Annotated in this window: 22 protein-coding genes; 1 reads left to right on the top strand and 21 read right to left on the bottom strand. The window is 36.0% G+C overall.

The window, feature by feature from the left end; translation table 11 throughout:
- Nucleotides 1–34: 34 nt before the first annotated feature.
- The 8 genes from V6668_RS12215 to V6668_RS12180 all read right to left on the bottom strand — a co-directional run bounded on the left by V6668_RS12215 (nt 35) and on the right by V6668_RS12180 (nt 4341).
- Nucleotides 35–589, bottom strand: coding sequence for a helicase (locus tag V6668_RS12215; RefSeq protein ID WP_338708538.1), 555 nt, complete (start codon nt 587–589; stop codon nt 35–37).
- A gap of 184 nt (nt 590–773) precedes the next feature.
- Entirely contained in the window at nt 774–1301 is a 528-nt protein-coding gene (locus V6668_RS12210; RefSeq protein ID WP_338708537.1) for a YfiT family bacillithiol transferase, read from the bottom strand.
- Between the two features lie 181 nt (nt 1302–1482).
- Nucleotides 1483–1884, bottom strand: coding sequence for an NUDIX hydrolase (locus V6668_RS12205; RefSeq protein ID WP_338708536.1), 402 nt, complete (start codon nt 1882–1884; stop codon nt 1483–1485).
- A 52-nt stretch (nt 1885–1936) separates the two neighbouring features.
- Nucleotides 1937–2365: a hypothetical protein gene (locus V6668_RS12200; protein ID WP_338708535.1), complete on the bottom strand. Its 429-nt coding sequence runs from the start codon at nt 2363–2365 to the stop codon at nt 1937–1939.
- Between the two features lie 190 nt (nt 2366–2555).
- Nucleotides 2556–3080 (bottom strand): DNA topology modulation protein FlaR, encoded by a 525-nt coding sequence (locus V6668_RS12195; protein ID WP_338708534.1) that lies wholly within the window; start codon nt 3078–3080, stop codon nt 2556–2558.
- A 200-nt stretch (nt 3081–3280) separates the two neighbouring features.
- On the bottom strand, nt 3281–3484 hold the full coding sequence (locus V6668_RS12190) for a helix-turn-helix transcriptional regulator (RefSeq protein WP_338708533.1): 204 nt from the start codon (nt 3482–3484) through the stop codon (nt 3281–3283).
- Nucleotides 3485–3584: 100 nt separating this feature from the next.
- The gene (locus tag V6668_RS12185; protein ID WP_036670471.1) at nt 3585–3986 is read right to left on the bottom strand and encodes a GNAT family N-acetyltransferase; all 402 of its coding nucleotides are present in this window, start codon (nt 3984–3986) and stop codon (nt 3585–3587) included.
- Nucleotides 3987–4119: 133 nt separating this feature from the next.
- Nucleotides 4120–4341 carry a helix-turn-helix domain-containing protein gene (locus tag V6668_RS12180; protein ID WP_179086413.1) on the bottom strand — a complete coding sequence of 74 codons (222 nt, stop codon included), beginning with the start codon at nt 4339–4341 and terminating at the stop codon, nt 4120–4122.
- A 153-nt stretch (nt 4342–4494) separates the two neighbouring features.
- Between V6668_RS12180 and V6668_RS12175 the strand changes: the two genes are divergently transcribed.
- Nucleotides 4495–4782, top strand: coding sequence for a hypothetical protein (locus V6668_RS12175; RefSeq protein WP_036609138.1), 288 nt, complete (start codon nt 4495–4497; stop codon nt 4780–4782).
- A 22-nt stretch (nt 4783–4804) separates the two neighbouring features.
- Here the strand turns inward: V6668_RS12175 and V6668_RS12170 are convergent, their stop codons facing one another.
- The 13 genes from V6668_RS12170 to V6668_RS12110 all read right to left on the bottom strand — a co-directional run bounded on the left by V6668_RS12170 (nt 4805) and on the right by V6668_RS12110 (nt 17231).
- On the bottom strand, nt 4805–5296 hold the full coding sequence (locus V6668_RS12170; protein ID WP_338708532.1) for a GNAT family N-acetyltransferase: 492 nt from the start codon (nt 5294–5296) through the stop codon (nt 4805–4807).
- 240 nt (nt 5297–5536) lie between these two features.
- Nucleotides 5537–6190 carry a lysozyme inhibitor LprI family protein gene (locus tag V6668_RS12165; protein ID WP_338708531.1) on the bottom strand — a complete coding sequence of 218 codons (654 nt, stop codon included), beginning with the start codon at nt 6188–6190 and terminating at the stop codon, nt 5537–5539.
- 224 nt (nt 6191–6414) lie between these two features.
- Nucleotides 6415–6960, bottom strand: a complete 546-nt coding sequence (locus tag V6668_RS12160; protein ID WP_036670465.1) for a hypothetical protein — start codon at nt 6958–6960, stop codon at nt 6415–6417.
- Nucleotides 6961–7510: 550 nt separating this feature from the next.
- On the bottom strand, nt 7511–8281 hold the full coding sequence (locus V6668_RS12155) for a nucleotidyltransferase domain-containing protein (protein ID WP_338708530.1): 771 nt from the start codon (nt 8279–8281) through the stop codon (nt 7511–7513).
- A gap of 201 nt (nt 8282–8482) precedes the next feature.
- Nucleotides 8483–9262 (bottom strand): Cof-type HAD-IIB family hydrolase, encoded by a 780-nt coding sequence (locus V6668_RS12150; RefSeq protein ID WP_338708529.1) that lies wholly within the window; start codon nt 9260–9262, stop codon nt 8483–8485.
- Nucleotides 9263–9473: 211 nt separating this feature from the next.
- Nucleotides 9474–10109 carry a Type 1 glutamine amidotransferase-like domain-containing protein gene (locus V6668_RS12145; protein WP_338708528.1) on the bottom strand — a complete coding sequence of 212 codons (636 nt, stop codon included), beginning with the start codon at nt 10107–10109 and terminating at the stop codon, nt 9474–9476.
- 263 nt (nt 10110–10372) lie between these two features.
- Complete coding sequence (locus V6668_RS12140; protein ID WP_036670460.1) at nt 10373–10849, bottom strand: GNAT family N-acetyltransferase; 477 nt, start codon at nt 10847–10849, stop codon at nt 10373–10375.
- An 805-nt stretch (nt 10850–11654) separates the two neighbouring features.
- Entirely contained in the window at nt 11655–12032 is a 378-nt protein-coding gene (locus V6668_RS12135) for a hypothetical protein (protein ID WP_338708527.1), read from the bottom strand.
- Between the two features lie 616 nt (nt 12033–12648).
- Nucleotides 12649–13134, bottom strand: coding sequence for a hypothetical protein (locus V6668_RS12130; protein ID WP_338708526.1), 486 nt, complete (start codon nt 13132–13134; stop codon nt 12649–12651).
- Between the two features lie 355 nt (nt 13135–13489).
- Entirely contained in the window at nt 13490–14149 is a 660-nt protein-coding gene (locus tag V6668_RS12125; protein WP_338708525.1) for an HAD hydrolase-like protein, read from the bottom strand.
- Nucleotides 14150–14388: 239 nt separating this feature from the next.
- Nucleotides 14389–15108: a ferritin-like domain-containing protein gene (locus V6668_RS12120; RefSeq protein ID WP_051449699.1), complete on the bottom strand. Its 720-nt coding sequence runs from the start codon at nt 15106–15108 to the stop codon at nt 14389–14391.
- A gap of 174 nt (nt 15109–15282) precedes the next feature.
- A complete protein-coding gene (locus tag V6668_RS12115; protein WP_338708524.1) occupies nt 15283–16074 on the bottom strand; it encodes a GNAT family N-acetyltransferase in 792 nt (263 codons plus the stop codon).
- A gap of 185 nt (nt 16075–16259) precedes the next feature.
- Nucleotides 16260–17231 (bottom strand): HNH endonuclease, encoded by a 972-nt coding sequence (locus V6668_RS12110; RefSeq protein WP_338708523.1) that lies wholly within the window; start codon nt 17229–17231, stop codon nt 16260–16262.
- Between the last annotated feature and the right edge of the window lie 188 nt (nt 17232–17419).

The raw sequence follows: 17419 nt of genomic DNA, 5'->3' as shown, positions 1-17419 counted from the left end.
TTCACTCCTTTCCTTTCAAAACATCTTCCCGATCCTAATACAATAGAAGCTGAGCCCTGCAAAAGATAAAGCGATCATGAGGACTCCAAATATGCAAATGGTCGGCAAGATATCCTCGTAACCATAACTTGTCGTTTATTCGTCTGAGATAAAAACCTTTTGGAAAATCATTTTCCTCCGTAAGAGCTTCAGATGCTATGGTAATAGAGCCGGACTGAGCTTTGTTACCCTCTGAAATATTGGTAGAACATATCTCAGGCTGATCCAAATATTGCATTCTTAGATAAGGTCCTAACTCAACCGGACAACATTCTAGCCCAAGATCATTTGCTCTTCGAAAGAGCTGAAAAGTCATAGCACCATCCGAAAATCCAAGTTGTCTGACGGTCAACTCAACCGTTTGCAAGCTTTGCTTTGTGCCGGGAACTACAAATCTCTCATCATTTAACAACTGTTCTCCATATTTATTCAATAAAATAGAGTGTTGGTCCAGTTTCTGAATAAGCTCTGGTTTTGTTAAACCGCCAACGTCTACTATTCTAATTTCAACTGCGCAATCAGGGTATACTTTTTCATCTTCAATCAACATTTGTATCCCCCTAAATCAAGATTACTTCTATTTGAATTTATATTTAAAACGTAGTCACTCATCTAGTTCTGAATTCGTTTACATACAAATGCTCAGTAAGTGGTAGCAGCAGGCCAAGGCTTCTAATTAGAAACTCAATTCACTTTTACACATATGTTACCTCCACACTTGAGATGTATAAGACCTACCACCCCTGCGATGTTATACAAGATTTAATTTGAGCAATATGATGCTGCCCGTGCCATACAAATCTTTGAATCGCGATATCCAATGAAATTGTACCTAACACTTCTGTTTGGAATTTTCGTCTAAACCGATCGGGATGTAAACCATGTAGCAACGTGAGAAATCGCTTGTGCAGTATCTCCATCAGCAAAATTGAATCTTCGATGGGCGTATTCCTGTAATCATGTAATGATGCCCATAAATCCTCTCGATATGAGCTTGCCACCGGTTCATCTTCAGTCAAGGCTCTCTTAAATCTGATATAAGCGTTCATGTCATTGTCCGCAAGATGGTGCACAATCTGTGTGATTGTCCAACCGCCATCACGATAAGGAGTACAACGTTGATCATCATTGAGATGTTCTGTAACCTCTCTTATGGTCTTCGTAATTCCGGGAATTTGATCAATGATGTGGATTCTGTCCTCATTAGAGAGTTTAAGATTTGGCTCAAAGTGTCCTATCGGAAAGCGTACATTTTCATCCAAGGTTGACCACCTCTCCATTTCTCTACTATAGAACCAAATCATATCCAATATAACCCACAATGTTCCATTTGCGAAGTGTAAAAGCAAAAAAAGAAGCAACCTTTGTTCCCGGGCTGCTCCTTATATTAAACTACTCTCATATCTGTATTTGGATTAGAAAACTAGGATCTGATGGATGTCCTTATTCTGAAAATTCAATCAAAAAAGGATGGCTTTTCTCATCTAATGCATTATGAATTCTTTCATAGAAATTCCCCCATGTTATCATTTGCCCAGCTTCTTCTAAAGTAAAGTAGCCCACTTCTTCACTTTCATCACTGGTAGTTAAAGCTCCACCAATCGGTTTTCCAGTAAATATATTGTTGCATACACCGCGCGTTATGTTCTGATACAAACCACAAAATTTTATTAATTCAATGTCAATCCCTGTTTCCTCTTTCACTTCTCTGACTGCTGCCTGCCTAATAGTCTCTCCTTCTTCAATACAACCTTGAGGCATTTCCCAGCCTCTTCGACCTTTCATAAGTAAAATCTCATTATGTTCATTGAGAACGATTACACTAGCAGAAACGATAAATTTCATTCTAATTCCTCCTATGGTGGTTTAAATAACCACTCTTCCTCGAATGGAATAGCTAAATGCCTAGAACTGAAACAAAATCTTGAGTTGTTAATTGCTTTTCAACCCATACAACAAACTCTATGATTAATTCACGAAGTCTCTGAACACTATTGAGAAAATCTTGTTGAAACTCATCTTTAGAACTGCCAAAGAAGAAATATACATGTTCATTTATTAATTCCATTGTTACTTTTTCATCAAGGAGATTAGCAAGCGTTTTCAAATCCTCAAGGATCACCTCCCACGTTTTTCGATGTATTTCGTTAAATGCATAATGATCATATCCAGAAAATATATTTTCTATTGTTTTCTCTACAAAGCCGAATACTTCTTCATCAAAGTAAATTGAGTCCTCATTCCAACATTGCCCAAGGTACTTTCCGGGTAAAACTTCAATATAACCAGTTCCTTCAAGTTCTTCCCTATCTCTTATTATCTTCATCGTTCACCCTCATTAAATAGTTTCGTCGATTTCACATACTTATCTGTATATAAGACCCAGCGTAGGCTGGGTGTACTGCTTATTGGGCCCAAGGATCAATGTCCACCGTTTAATTGTTATATTACCTTCTGGTCCTCTACCAAAACTTCTGCTGACAGAGGGACGTATATCCCGATGTGTAAATACGGAGTTATGTGATTTCACTGCCTTCATTGAGTAAACTTATCATTTGCCTGTTGGTTTTTAAGATTATCACTTTGTCTTTATAAGGGGACAAGAAACTACAGATTTCTTTCCGATTTGTACTATTAAATTTATGATTCCAGATAAGCATTTCAATTAGTCCTTTTAATGTTTGCTTGTATATAGATCTTTCGGCGCCTATTCTTTGTTTAACAAATCTCATGATAATTCTAAAATGTCGAATCAATACATTAGTATCTAGGTAATAAATTACATCTGCTCTTGAAAAGCTATCAGAAAGCCATTTATAATATACTCCCTCTACAATCCAACTATCATTATCAATTATTTTATGTAGTAATTTATCTCTCATGTCTGGAGAATTCTTTCCTGAAAACTCCACTTTACTGCTCCACATGACTGTATCTAGTTCGTGAATTTTTATATTTAACTTCTCTGACAAAACTTGACCAAGGTATGTTTTTCCGCTACCAGTTGAACCTATAATATGAATTCTTAAAGGTCTAGACATAATTAGCTTCTCCTCTTTAATTTATTGCAGTGATTTCTAATCACCTTCCTTTTTTTATGCAGTTCAACAAACTCTCGGAGGTGTCTGCCAAAATATCAACTTCGAAATCCATTTAGCAGACCAAGGCTCCGTTAGGAGCCGTTGCTTTATGTCATACGACGGAATCTCAATTTTGGTTAACAGCAGATGTTATCATCCCATCATTGATCTGCTATATGCTCCAATAGATCTCCAGGCTGGCATCCCAATGCCGTACATAATTTATCAATTACTTCTAAAGATACATACTCATTCGTATTGAGTTTTGCCATCGTTGCCGATGAGATCCCCGGGATTTTTAATAATTCCTGCTTCTTAATCTCCCTGTCAATCAATAATTTTTGAAATGGTTTATAACTTATCATCTGGTATCCCTTCATATCCGAATTGAAGCTTTATATAGGACCTTCTCAAAAACAAATTCATCTAATCAATTCTCATCTGATCGGAATCTTTACTTCAATGCTATACCATATCTGAAATAAACATGGCTTTAGTTCCTTCTTCTGGCTTAAATCCAAATATTCCATAGAATTTTTCTGCACTATCATAGGATATAAGTACTTTTGTTTTGACATTAGAATATCGACTAAGCATTTGTTCCATCATTCTCTTTCCAATTCCTAATGATTGATATTCTTTGTGTACTAACATGTAATGAAAATATACTGTCATCACGCCGTCAGACAATGCATTTATTAAACCAACTAATTTGTTATCATCCCATGCAGTAATAACCGTATGCGAGTTGTTTATTGCTTGTCTAAGATCTTCTGGGAAATCTCCTGATTTCCAGTCAACCGAGTGAAACAGTTCTTGAATTGCTTGTGTATCAATGTCTTTTACTTCTTTGAAAATGATTGTCATAATATTGCTCCTATGCTTGTTGTTTTGATTGGGAGTATTGGATAACGTTTCTGTATTCTTGAACCCAAAGGGGGAGCTGCTGAAATTCCTTCTCAAAATCTATCCACAGACCAAGGCTCCGGACCTTCACTATTTATTTTTCTCCTGGTACGTATTCGATCAAATCAGATAATTTACAATTAAATGTATCGCATAGCTTGAATAAAGTTTCCAGCTTTGTTGTTTCTATATTTGTTTCCCTATAGAGTTTATTGATCGAATTCCGGCTTAAGCCCGATTTTGCCATCAATTCTGTTATATCATCTATTCGATGTTCTGCCATGAGTTCTCGTATATTACACTTGATTATGTTCATCTTTTCCCCTCCGTAATTCTATCTTATCTTTCATATTAGCAATCATCAACTGAAAGCGAAGTTTTAACTCTACAAAGTCAAATATTCACCTTGCAATTAACTCTAAGAGGTCATATAATAACTTTATAGAGTTAATTAAAGGAGGAACTAAATATGATTAATACTGTAGAATCATTAACAGAACCACTGATAAGAATACGTTTAGATTTGCTCTATACTAAGCTTCTGGAGTGTCATAGAGAGTACACTCAGCTTTCTGCTGAGACAGATGAATATTTTAAAACACTTCGTGATGCTTTGCCCGATCAACTTCAACATACAGTTTTTCTTTACGAAGACGCACAAATCTCACTCCAATCCATCCTAGAAAGAAGTATCTACATACAAGGTTTCAAAGATGCCCTACAACTATTTAGTGAATTGCAGAATTCTAGTATTTAGAGGGTTTTATGACCCTCTTTTTCTAATTTCTTGTACTAAATTCTTGTATACATATTTTTCGATCTTGTGCATAGTGTTCAGTGTAGTTAGTTCCTTTAAAACTTTCTATTACACTTCTCCAAAATGTCCTTGCCGGAAGATTGCTCTCCATTTGCGAAATCTTCCAATTCGCTTTGTACATCTTAAATGCTTCTATTGCTGCTTTACGACCTATGCCCGATCTTCTGTATTTCTGTAAAACCATGAAATCGTATATCACATGCGTCGGATCTGGATCAGTATCCATATTCTCAAAAAGGACTACTATAAAACCAACGAGTTTACCTGCTACTTCTATAAAAAATGGATTCCATCTTTCGTCGCCTTCCCAATAATAATTTATGTTTACTTCGAATTTTCCGTTTCTATCTATATCTCGACCTGTATATTTACTGAAGTCATACTCGTACAATTCATATAAATTGATTAGTATACTTTTATCTTCAGAATTTACTCGGACAAGTTTTAATTCCATGTTTGCATCTAACTCCTTTTTTTCAATGCACTTCGCGGTTTCACCTAACGTATGTCAATTCCTGACTTTGATTCCCCTTAGATAGCTCTTATCTTAAGTAAAATTAAAGTGTCGTATGGATTCATTTCATCGAAACTTCGCAGGCGACCAAGGCGTGGTATCCCCCCAGCTTGAATACATTGTTATGTGCCGTTACTGCTTCGAGGCATCACCTAAAAACCTTTGATCCAGATTCCAACTTTATTTTTTACTTTGGTATAAAAACTCAACTTCACCATCTAGCAAATATCGATATTCAAATAATTGCATTGTTCTTTCCCTAATTCTCTCCCGTATAACCATGCCTAGGCTTACCGATCCTTGTGTTCCAAGGTAACCATTATTAATAAATGTCTTCTCTACAAATTTTGTTTCCTTTAAGTGATACTGTAACCATTCTTTCTGCGATTCGATTAGTGCTTCTCTTGGTTCTCTATCCAACTTAGAAAGAAGTTTTTTATATATTTGATTCAACTCTTTATCCCAAATCTCTGTATATTTGCTTTCCAACGCCCCCCATCCCATTGTTGTAATAATCTCTTTTGAATTTTGAGCCTCATCAAATTCCACTTCATAATCATGATCTATAGGATTTCGAAGCATTTCATCATAAAATTCTCCTTTCAATTCATAGTTCCCAATGCTAATGGATAACACTTCATTGTTAGAAGCATCTGATCGACCTTCAGTTATTTCTTTCGGTTCTGTTCCATTACCTGTACTCACTTCATCAGGAGACAGTTCAGAATTCATTTTTGATTTAGTTTCGCTGTTCAAGGTAGTCGAATGACTACTATTTTGGCAAGATGAAAACACTATTGTAATAAAAACTAATAAGAGTATCTTACCTTTCATAAGTTTTCTCCTTAAATATTATCTTTAATATTTACAGGTAATGGCGCATAACGCTCTCCGCATTCACGAACCCGAGAGGCTTAAGGTTGCCGCGGCGATAAAACGAAGTAATCGCCTTGCTGGGTCGAAGACTTAGCCTCGCAGGTGTTATCGCTGGATAAGCTTCCTCGAAATGCCTCTAACGGACCGAGGGAGCGACAGCGACCGAAGCGTTGAATGTGTTGTTATATGCTTCCCGGGCTTCCTGAGTCATCTCTCAGTTCTTTAAGTTCATGTTTTAATTTTTCTATCTCTTCATCTTTACTAGCTATTATACCGCTAAATTTATCATCGATATTTTTCAATCTATTTTCTACGTCTTCAAAGACCTCTAGTACGTTATCTATTTCTTGGTCTGATTTTAGTCCGATTAGGAAAACAACAATACCTAAACCTAAAAGAACAATTGCATCATTTAATTTCAAAATTAATTCCTGTTCCCAACCAAGTGTGAGATGAGGCAATGCTACTATAGAAAATGCAGTTAAGAATAGTAGAGAGAGTTTTAAAAATCTAAGAATCTTCCCTTTCCAACTATAGTATTTTTCTTTTTCCCTTTTTAATTGCTCAAAATGGTGAGTTGTTAAATCAAATAATATGAAAAAGAAGCCAGCAATAGAGAAACTAAAAGTAAATACCGGATTTAAAATTACAAAATCAGTTAATCTCCAATAGCCTAAGAACATAAAACATAAACCTATAAATTTTGTTATTGCGTTTGTATTGAACAACTAAACCTCTCCTCGGGGTGTAAATTCTTGCCTGATTGTATATAACGTTGTTGTATGTAATTTATCGTCTTTAAGTATATTTTGTTTTATTCGATTCCAAATTCTGATCTCTTCAGTTCCTATTCCCTCGGAAAGATAATCATCAAATGAAGATATTATAACTATCATCAGCATAAATTTCTCTTTGTTGTTAAATTTATTATTTTCATAATATGTAATAAATTCATTTACTTTCGAAGAATCAGCCAACGTATATTCCCAGTCCTGTGAAAACGGAGTAAGTGGCGGTAAATGTAATTTCTTTATAATACTTCAATTAATTCTTTATCAGCAAACTTAGGACTAGTCTGCCCCATTTGTCCGCACCTCTTATTTATTTCTTATTACAGCAATTTTCTAACGTTTTGTATTGACGACGTCCTGGCCCCTTAGAGTCGCTACTTATAGTTGTGAGGCTTGCCGAACACCTAATGAAGTAACGTCCCGACTGACTTAGGGGGCTGGATAGGGTCACTCGCTTCTCAGAGTGACCCCGAGCGTCAATATGGTGTCAGTTGAATGAATTTCTGGAAGCAGCCATTGTATTTAGAGCGTTCTCAAAATAGCGATATACTTCATCTGCAATTCTCAAAAACTCTTCAACAAGTACATTGCTGCAATCCAAGTAACAAGCATATAGATACTCAACTAAAGCGGCGTTAATCTCACAATAGTTTAATATGGCATTCTTCATCTTAATGATTTCATCTTCCCATACCCCTGTATCTTCTAAAACCAAAGAGTATAATGCACGAATTAATCTCTTAGAGTAACCTTTAATATATCTAGTTTTCATTGAGTGATCACTAACATTAGAAAGTGATCGATGTACACGATCTACTTCCTCCTTGGTATCTGTATTTAAGTCTAAAATGAATTCTGGAGAAATTATGATCGGGGGTACTTTTTCACCAATGTCCTCCCCATGTATGCACACACAAATGATCTTAACCCAAAAACCCCAATCGTTCGGTCTACTTAATACATCATCAATCGAGCAAATGATCGTATCCATCTTAGTGACGAATGAATATTCTTCCAAAAGCCTGTCTTTAATCATTGACAATCTTTCGTAATCAATATCTTCGGGATTTGCACATACAATAGTAAAGTCTGCATCTGACTTAAAAGGTTGAGCCGTTCCTTTGGGAATCGAGCCACACATATAAATGCTATGAATCTTATCTTTGAATTCGTTAAGAATATGATCCACATACTTATCAACCAAATCCTTATATTCACTTTGTATTGTAATTCTATTTATAACTTTTTCTAATATCATATAGACTCCTCCTAAAAAAAGAACTTCTTTCGGCTAACGTTTTTGTATTCCTGACGTTCAAGCAGCTTAACGTAGGGAACGGGTCAATAGACTTAACTGATTGAATGTGTCGCCTTAATCAACTTCTCCGATATCCTTCTTGGCGACCGAGGAGCAAGTGCGATGGTGTATGAATGTACTGTGAGATAAAGTAACCTTGAGTTACCCACAAAATCTTTCTAGACTTACAGCAACACCGTTTTCATCATTATTAACGGTTATTTCATCAGCGATTTCCTTCAATTCCCTAATCGCATTTCCCATAGCAATAGAATATCCCGCCATCTTAAAGAGGCCTACATCATTATGATCATCACCAAATACAATAATGGAATCCAATTCTACATTATATAATTCACAGAGTTTAGTAATTGCCATTTCCTTAGATGCCAGAAGAGGCATGATTTGTACTAATTTATTATTATCCGTAATTAGTATATTCACTCTACCCTCGAATTTTTCAAACAATCCAGAATTGTGATTATTGCCAGTCAGAAGTATCTTCGTGGCATCATATTGCTTTAATTCTTTTAAGGGTTTTACTATGGGGTTTGATTGTGTGTTCATTGAGCTCATATAATCAAGCTCTCTTAAACTAAACCACTCATCCTTCACTTCCATAGTCAGTTCAATTTGAGGGTCACACTTCAAACAGTAATCAAGAATTTCTGTAGTTACATTAGCAGGGATTGATTCATTAATTTCTATCTTGGTTTCCTTACATATCACTTGAGCTCCGTTGTAATATACAAAAGCCCCGATATCTACTAATCCTTGTGGAAGCAAACAATTAACCGCCCTGGGCGGTCGAGCTGTTGCAAATATTATTCTCATTCCTTTCTGATAACAAGATAAGACCGCATCTACGTTTCTCTTAGATACTTCTTTTTTTGAATTTAATAATGTTCCGTCCAAGTCAAGAACTACAGTTGAATACTTCAATGAATCAACTCCCAATATAAACTGCTTCGTTATTTTATTTACCGTTGTTGTATTTACGAACCCGAGAGACTTAAAGGAGCGACTGGGTCGAAGACTTATCCTCACAGGAGTTGTCTGCTGGATACTACTTCCTCGAAACCCCACTGACAGCCCAAGGGGCGTAGCCCCAGCGTGAATACGGTGTTTGCAAGATTTCAGGGGCTTCTTCGATTCAATGTGCTTGGTTCATTAAGATTGAGATATATTCTTCATCTTTAAGCCTTGTCACCTTACAGTTCTCATTGGATTCAAATTCTACTATTCTCTCTTCAATTGTTTTATTAGTACTATCTTTAAATATGTCCTCTCTATCATAGTGAGGAAAAATAAGCTTGTCGGTTACTCCTAATGCCTTAAAATCCGTTAAATTCATTGTGTTCATTTGTGGAGTAAAGAAATCGACAATGTTAATATTCGGCCCCAGTAATAACGTTCCTGCACTTACTCCAACTATAATTACATTCTGTGCGGCCAGTGTTCTGATAATTTCATCAGCACCACTTTTCTTAGCGTAATACAATAGTGTAAATGGATTCCCACCATTAATATATATAACATCTCTATGTAAGAGTATTTGCGGGTCATCAAATTCAATATCTACAAAATTGATATGCTGAAATCCCATGTCCTTAAACTCTTGCATTGCTCTTTGTGCATATCTATTAGTTTCTTTTCTAGGGGATGCTGTTGTAATAATTGAGACTTTTAATTGAGAAATATCTCCATCAATAAAATCCAGAAATTGATTTTTAATATCTTCAGTATAAAAACCACAAGAGGTTAGTAACAAGCTACTTATTGAAATCACCGTCCTTAACTAATGATTTATCTAATCTTTATAATTTATTTAGGCTTTCTCTTGATTTCCTATAACGTTCTTGTATTCACGAACACTCACTGGCTTAAGCGCGACAGCACGGGTCCGACGGACTTAGTCAGTGCAGGATTGTCGCCTGACCCATCTCCCTCGATATCCCTCCCAGCGACCTAGGGCGAATACCAGATGCGTTAATATGATATTAGATGATTCACCTTATTTTTTCGAATTACTACATAGAAGTCCTGCTTGCTTTATAAGATCAGTTTTGCGAAAATATCGCCGTCTTCATCTAACTCCCCTGTTTCTACAAAACCAAGAGAAGAATAAAGTTTCCTTGCTACCTTATTCTCGGGCGAATAAAGAATCACGACTTCTGAGGCCTTTCCATGCGGCAAAGTTCGAAGTAACTCAATTGACTTTTCTATTGCTTTTTTGCCATATCCTTTGCGCTGATATCGTTTATCTATCATAAATCTATATATGTCATAATAATTTTCAGAATCTTCACTCTCAGAAATAACATATGACATTGCGATAAATCCAACCATCTTATCATTACAATAAATCGCATATGGCATTGGAATAAAACTGCTTTTATTTGTTATAACAACATATAATTCCGCAAGAGTATAAATAATAGATGCTACAAATCTGCCTTGCTCTTCCTCAACTCTTAAGTCCAGACATTCTGAAAAATTATCAAATGTTATTTTCCTAAGTTCTATCATTTATGTTTCCCCCTTAAAAATGAAATGCACTCAAAAGTATTAGTCTTTATTGATTGGGGATTTCATCTAACGTTCCTGTATTCATGAACCCCAACGGTTGTCTGCTGAATTGCCTCTCTGAATTCCTTCCCGCAGACCAAGACTCCATCGGAGCCACAGCTTGAATATTATGTTATCTGATGGATTGACTTTCTTCGAGCAGAAATAACACGTTGAATTATAACTTATTTATTGATAATCATAATATTTCTTATTAACATTTTGTGAACAAGTCCACTTAATCCTATTTTCCATCTGATTTGAATTTGATAGGTTTCAGCGATTTACAATTAACAATAAACCTTTATTTTCTTTTGTGATTATTATTTCTCTATTTTTTACGGATATCTCTCACTTCATTAATTAACACATCTAATCTTTCAATAATTCTTTTATCATTTTCAAGTTTCTTTTTTAATCTCCCATCTATAATTGCTACTCCCATAACAATAATTATAAGCAGGATCAAAATTAGCATCTTGATCACTTCCCCCTCTAGCAACAGAACGTTGCAATTGAATTAACTCTATAATTAGATAATATATACTTTTTCTTTTTACAGTTTTAATCATTTTTCAATCTTACAGATAACGTTCTTGTATTCACGAACCCTCACTGGCTTAAGGGCTACAGCCGGGTCTGACGGACTTAGCTAGTGCAGGGTTGTCCGGCTGCTCCCAATTCCCCTGCCTGACCCAGGGCCGAATGGCCCGAGGCGTGAATATATTGTTATACGCAGTGCCCTCTTCTGTGACTAAGCTATGGGCTATCTGTTATTTAGCTTTTCCAATAATTCTACCTCCTCTTCCTCTGAAAGTTGTTCTTCCGCTCTTGTTTTTGTTTCATCTATCTTTCGAACTTTTAATCCTCTTTTTATGAGCCATTCTTCACCAGGTTTCATGGTAGTTGCTGGATGTGGATATACATCCTCACTTATAATTTCCTCATCAATTATGTAAATGTATCCACATAACTTACCATTATGAAATCTTGCGCCATTCTCATCAAAAGAAACAATAGATGGTTTCTGCGAAAAGATTCTTGCTAACTCTCGATCTTGGGTTATTGTGCTTCCGACTAGTAATTCATTTAGAAATAATGGCGAGCCATGAAACCAAGGCTTACTGTAGTCCCATTCTTTCATAATTATCACCTTCAATTAAGTTTTATTATGTTTCTTCTTTTATTGTTCTTTAGTTTCTTCTTAATTTTAGGGTATTGCGTATAACGTTGCGCATTTCTGACGTCCAAACGGATTAAGGACCGGAGGTCCGGATGGCTTTGCCACTTAGCTGGTTGGATGTGTCCGAAATCCCTCTTGAAGACCGAGGAGCGTCAGCGACGAAGCAAAAATGCATTGTTATACGCTGCCCCTTTTTCTTCGATTCCACATCCTTATATGTCTTGTGTGTTTTATGTATTTAATATGTCTTTACGTGTTTTATCTTTTGGATTCTATCTTTTGCTCCTATCAAATCCGTTTCCGCATAGGAAAGATCCCCTCATTTACTCTCGTACGCCTTCAGCAGTATCAACTTTGGTTTGTGTAGTAACTTCATCCAATGAACGCTAGCCTTATAAGAGGCTCGTGTTCCTCGGACAGGAGATTTGCCGATGGCTTCAATCAGATTCCTGCTCACGTTGGACACCCCTGCCTTAAGCTATGGCTTACTTCTAACCTTACCATTCAGGACTTAATCCTTGATATAGAATACATGCTGAACGCACAATCAAAATTTAAGAGAATTGTTGTCTTCCCTTTAATTCGCAATAGACAAATATGTATTAATGACATGCACAATACCAAAAAGTACTGTTGGTATAATAGCCAAATAATTTTGAAGCCAAATCTCAGCTAATATAAAATATACTACCGGGAGAACGGCCATCCCCAAAAAAATAATCGAGTTTGCGTTGCCTGTAAAATACAATATCCATAGCCCATAATAAAAAATCAACATTATTGCCATACCAATTATATAAGGACATCGCACTTCAGATGCTTGTTTTCTTACAACAAATATCAGAAGAAAGAAAAATATCGCCTGACTTCCGTGCTCCAAAACATCTAAAATCAAATGGCTATTTGCATGGTTTCCTGATATATCTGACGAAGGAATTAAAAAATAAAATATATTTGGTATCATTGGCAATAAAAAGATTATCAGACCCTTCCATGAAAAACCAAAATGATAATTCATTTGATCCTCTCTTTCGCATAATAAAAAATATTCTTTAGTTTGCACTTTATTATGAACCCGCTTCTCTGGTATCCCTCTTGATGACCAAGGAGCATAACTAACGATGTGGAAATTTATTGTTATATGGTACACCTTCTAATATTCCGTTCATCCTGGTTTTCAACTGCTACCTTGTAAATGTATTCTTTCACCTATATTTATGATCTGTTATTAATTGGTTGCATGGTTTAACATTCTTAAGGGGTTGCGTATAACGTTCTGTATTCACGAACTTGCGCAGCAAGTTGTCACATGAATCAACTCCCCTGCCAAAAACATCATTGTGACCAAGGGGTAACCGCAGCTTAAATATGGTGTTATAGGATTTCAGCGTCTTCTTCGATATAATTACAAAAGCATTCTATTTTCTTTGATGTTTAAATATATTTTTTAATTCAAGTAAGTCGTCAATAATAAAATTCGCTTGTGCAAGCTCCCCTTCTTGAGCAAAATCAAATCGACAACCAATAGCCTTCAACCCATTGTTTTTTGCGGCATTGAAATCAGAAATCCTGTCCCCAACTACAGTTGCATTGCTGATGTGATGTTTTTTAAGAATATGACCGACTAAGTCATCCTTATTTTGAGTTCCTATTTGTTGGATGCTATAAGTTTCTGCCACCCACTTATCTAATTTGTAGCAGTTAACGATGGCATTAAGGTATTCGTTTAGTCCATTACTTGCAATAAAAATGAAATAGCCTTCATGTTTCAAGTAATTAAAAATTTCTTTGACATGCGGATATAGGGCGCCATTGCCATTATTAATATTTGCAATTAGCTTCTCTAGGAAGATATCGTCCACAATTCGTCTGATTTCATTTGAATGGTTCGGCAATAACGTTTCCCAAACTACTGGTAGAGGAACACCCATTATTTCACGATATTTTTGAGTTGGAGTCTCACTCGACCATTCATTTAGAGACCTCAAGATAGTAAATGTTTCTTCTAACGATAACTCTAAGATTTTGTTTGTTTGAAATAGTGTACCATCCATATCGAAAATAACCGCTTCCAGCATGATTTCACTCCTATTCAAAATAAAATAATGAATTGTTATACTGTTTTTACGCTGATCACCTATAAAGTTCTGTATTCACGACGTCCCACCGAATTAAGGCTCCGTCAAAAGACGGCCGCGATGCGGTTAGTCGGTGCGGATGTGTCCGCCAGATTCCACTTCCCTGCCAATTCCCTTCGGGCTGACCGAGGGAGCGTCAGGACCCAAAGCTTGGATATAATGTTATCTGACGTAAACCTCTACTGTGAATTAGCTATAATCTTCTTCGTTAAGTTAAACTCATGACGGCATTCATAGTAATAACTTTTGAGTTTATATCCCCCAGCTTTAAATACTGGCTTATGTTGATACCACACTATAATTAGCGTTCCTTCAAAAAGGATTCTACGAAGGATATGAACTATTCTGTTAAAGAGAACGCTTCTATTTTGAGCAAATTTATGAAGTGTTTCAGATTGAAACTGAACATGTTTCTCCTCATCACTTAAAATCTGATTACATAAATCGATTAATACTTCTGACTTTGTAGATTTTTGCAAGGCTTTATAGTACAACTTAGCAATAATCTCAGCAGTTAATAGAACAATGACTGATTGTTCTAAACTCGCATATCGACGTAATCTTCTAAATACATTGTCCACCCAATGTCTACGAAGGAGTGGGATTCCCTGTACCTTCATAAATCTGCCTAGATCTCTAGCGTGCCTCTGTTCTTCTTTAATGAATTCTATAAGCGCTTCATAGTAATCCTGATCTTGCGTCTGATGTACATATTCTTGCGCACGTTTAATTAGATATTTACCTTCAGAGTTTTCTCCTAATTGAAACTGTTGAATTGACTTAATGATTATTTCTCTTTCATTAGTTGTTAATTTATAGTTGTCATCCCAATGAATATATTTGAGGTTTTGATTATTTCTTCGATAATATTGCACCCATTTCGAGAAAGTGATATTCATTATTTTCTCCTAAAATGTAATAGTTTTATGTCAAATAACGTTTCAGTATTCATGAAACCCGAAGGGGTTGTCTGCTGAAAAGCCTCTTCGAAATCCACCCCGCAGACCAAGGCTCCGAAGGGCCGCTGCCTGAATATTATGTTAGGCGATGCCAGCCTAAATTCCCCCTCACAATTAATTCCTTGTCCATGTTGCCCGGGTATATCCAATTCTCATACCCACTCTTTCCATATTCCGATGGCTTTGCGAGCCAAATGAGCACTGACTCACAACGAGATTACAATTGTTGTAGGTATCATGAATTCGTCTAAGTAATAAATTTGTTTGAAATCCTTTATTTCGATATTCAGGTAGTGTTGTCGCAAATGTTAATGAAGCAACATTGTTCTCTATATACATTACAGCTACTGCAACTGGATAGCCCTGATCCAAACCCAAATAATAGTGCCATCCAGGACGGGAAAACAGTACTCGGTTATTTGCAGCTACGTCTTCTTTCCCATCAAGAGATAATCCTGTACCTAAACAATGAATTTCTGCATATGTATCGAACTCATCTTCGAGTAGTTCACGAATTTCCAGTTTATGATGATCAAACGAATTTAGATTTCCAGGTTCACAAAAAAGCGTTGTATGAAATCCTGATTGATAAAAGCCTTTATTATGGAGTTTTTTCATAACTTCTTGATTTATATTACCCGGGATGACTTGAATCTCAAAATTCCTTTCCCGCTCATTATAAAAGTCTAGGATATCTTCAATGACATCATCAGAAATCCTCCCCTTTACATTATTAAAAAGACCCCATGGCATGGTTTTACTATAAAACGCCGTGCTCTCCCCGAATCGTTTTATTTCAATTCCCTCAGGGTTTCCTTCTCGTTCTCTAATTGCAGTCATTCGATCAACCATATAATTAATTTCAGATTTTTCTAAAATATCCGCTAGTTCCAAATTCAATATCATTCAATTTATCCCCTTCCTTGATCCGCATACAATTACTCCTGGGTGGTTGCGTATAACGTTCCTGTATTCACGACCCGACGTATGTCGGGTGTCCGGCGAAAGCCGGACCAAGAGCGAATTCTCGCAGCGTGAATATTATGTTATCCGAAGAAACAGGCTTCTTTGAAACAGCTATACTTCTTTGTTCAAGGTCTAAAACCAATTCTTGTCCAGTGATGTTCTAAATAATCAGTGTTAACGCATGTTTGCGCTTGCTTGATAGGATAACCATTAAATTCTTTTATTCGATTTATTGGATTACCATAATTGGCTAAGCGCTCAGTATTTATTGATACTAGCAAATCACTATCTAAAGTAAATAAGCCCATTTCAAAAGCTTTATCGTGCATTAAACAAAGACACAAACCGTTATCTATTTCTCCTCTTAATTCCGGTCTGTCCGACCATCGTGCTATATGTGACCCTATCAAAAAGTTTTTATCGCTAATTTCGCAACTAGGAAAGCAACATTTATTGTGAAAGTTTTCTTTAACATTTTTCGAAAATTCATTTTGTCCGATTCGAATTGCTAAACTTGATTGACTTTCATATGCTTTTACCTGTTTTCTGATATTAGTTTCTTTAACGTTTGTATAGCTTGTAATTTCATCAAATAGAATATCACTTAATATCCTATCTAACTCTGACAAATAAGCTCCATTCTGCCTACGTAAACTATCGTTTTGAACTACATAAAACAAAAGTTTTTTTTCATTGCCTTTCTTGATTTTATTTATATTGAAATAGTATCTAAGCTGACTTTCCTTTTGACTGAATAATTTACTGAGCAAAATTTTTTTAGTAAATAATTCAAAGTCTTTTAAATTTACTCTGTTAAACTTTTCTGCATAATCCCATTGGCTTCCGGGATTAGGCGGTCTGAGATCTGTAACAAAGCCATCAGCTTCAGCAATAGAATATCCTACAAATCCAGGCTCTGCATTACCTTTAAGATGTAAAATAACGTCTCCCTCTTTAACACGTATCAAGCTATTCCAATACGGCCAAGGTCTTCTAGAGTTCTTAACGATCTTATATGCTGGAGACCATAGACATTGAGAAAATCCCCATCCTTTTCCTCCATGTGTTTCGTCTGTTGACATTTCAATCCACATCATAATCTTCTGCTCCTAATCCAAGCTGATATAGCTTTCGCTTCACTTTTGTTATTAATAAGTATTTAAGTTTTTTCGGATAACGTTCTTGTGTTCATGAACCCCGAAGTGGTTGTCTGCTGAAATTCTTCTTCGAAATCCATCGAGTAGACCAAGGCACCACAGTAGCCGCAGCGTGAATATTATGTTAA

Origin of the sequence: Paenibacillus amylolyticus, from assembly GCF_036894225.1 — a bacterium.
Classification (GTDB): Bacteria; Bacillota; Bacilli; order Paenibacillales; family Paenibacillaceae; genus Paenibacillus; species Paenibacillus amylolyticus.
This window is presented reverse-complemented; position numbering and strand designations above follow the sequence as displayed.